Here is a 1,448-nt window from a genome sequence, read left to right on the forward strand (position 1 = left end):
GCCGCGTCGTCGATGAATTCGGTGGAGCGGAAGGACAGGACGGTTTCTCCGGCCTTGGCTCCGGTCGCGGGGTCATCGCGGACCCTGCGGAACAAGGTGCCGCTAAAGCCGGTCTTGGTGTTGGCGCGCTGGTCGACGACTTGCCAGTCGTCAGCGAATTCCTTGGCCTGAGTGGCGGCGAAGCGGCTGGAGTGGAGATTGCCTCGGGTAAGGGCTGCCAAGTATTCAGTCCCGGAACTTCTAAGTTCCCCTGTCACTTCATCTCTAATAAAGGATTCGGCTGCGATTTGCAGGTTAGCGTAGGACAGGTATTCTGCAATGGTTGGTGCGGTCATTATTTAGCCCCCTTGGGTTTGAGTGATTTATTGACGAATCGGACGGTTTGGGTCAGTTGAACTGTCGCTCCACGTTGAGGAGCAAATTCAGGGCAAGCATTATTGGCAGCCAATAGCCACGGAGAACGCCCTCCCAAGCGGATGCCCTGCGCCCAATCCACCATATAGCCGATGCGTTCAGCAATCACTTCGTCGGTTTGCAGATCGACGACTTTGAGAGAACTGCCGGCAATCCAGTAATCACGTTCTTCCTTGGTAGAAATATCGTCATAGGTCACGGCGTAACGAGGCAACGGACCATGAGCAGGAGACTTTTCAAGAACAAATTTCATATAGCCTTTCAGATAACTTTTATCTGTCTGCCATGGCTCTACCGCTGAACCTGTGTATCTATAGCGCACACCATCTGCTGGATTGACTGCTTCGACATATGCATAACCCTTGCGATCTGTTGGCGTTTTTTCATTGCCAGGAGAAATTTTTAGCCAAGCATCGTAATAATCTTTCAAAAATAATTCGATATACCCCATGCCGGTCACATCACTACCATAAGGATCATCCAACAAATATTGATCTCCAAAATTAATCTTGTCGGGCCGCATTTTCATTACAAAAATCCCTTCCACATCCTCCACCGTCCGGTGAATGAACACGCCCGACTTCTTGCACCGCTCACGGAACATCTCGCCCGCGATGCGCTGGCGCTCCTTCATGGACTGGTTCGCGGCAGCGCTGCCGGGCGCGGCGGCGGGCGCGTAGTTGCTCGCACAGCCGCCCAGGACCAGCAGCAGGCACAGCAGGCCGGTGCGCAGCGGGCTGGTCGGGAATCGGGGGGTTGGGTTGTTTTTGGTCATGGTTCTTCCTTCCTTGATTTATTGAGTCGAATCGCTCTTACGCCTTAGTAATCATTGCCTTGATTGCTTCTTTTTTGATAGCAAAACGATGATTTCCCGCCTTGGCCCGCTTGCGCTGGCAGGTGCCGCCCTTGATGTTGCCGCCCCGGTACAGAGGCTGGTCTTCGATGCCGATGCGCACGTCCTGCCCGTAGTGCCACTGGCTGTTGGAGACCACGGAGGGACTGGTGTCGCCCACCACGTCGTACTGGTTGGCCAG

Annotated in this window: 3 protein-coding genes; all 3 read right to left on the reverse strand. The window is 54.1% G+C overall.

All coding sequences use genetic code 11. The annotated features are described in order from the left end of the window. A partial coding sequence (locus tag BLT03_RS23600; protein ID WP_217640202.1) for a hypothetical protein occupies positions 1-335 on the reverse strand: 335 nt, incomplete at its 3' end. Continuing rightward, a complete protein-coding gene (locus BLT03_RS24350) occupies positions 335-1,189 on the reverse strand; it encodes a hypothetical protein (protein ID WP_139160552.1) in 855 nt (284 codons plus the stop codon). The genes BLT03_RS24350 and BLT03_RS23600, both read right to left, overlap by 1 nt. Positions 1,190-1,226: 37 nt before the next feature. Next, a partial coding sequence (locus BLT03_RS24650) for a hypothetical protein (RefSeq protein ID WP_175537863.1) occupies positions 1,227-1,448 on the reverse strand: 222 nt, incomplete at its 5' end.

This window comes from Paracidovorax valerianellae (genome assembly GCF_900102625.1).
Lineage (GTDB): Bacteria > Pseudomonadota > Gammaproteobacteria > Burkholderiales > Burkholderiaceae_C > Paracidovorax > Paracidovorax valerianellae.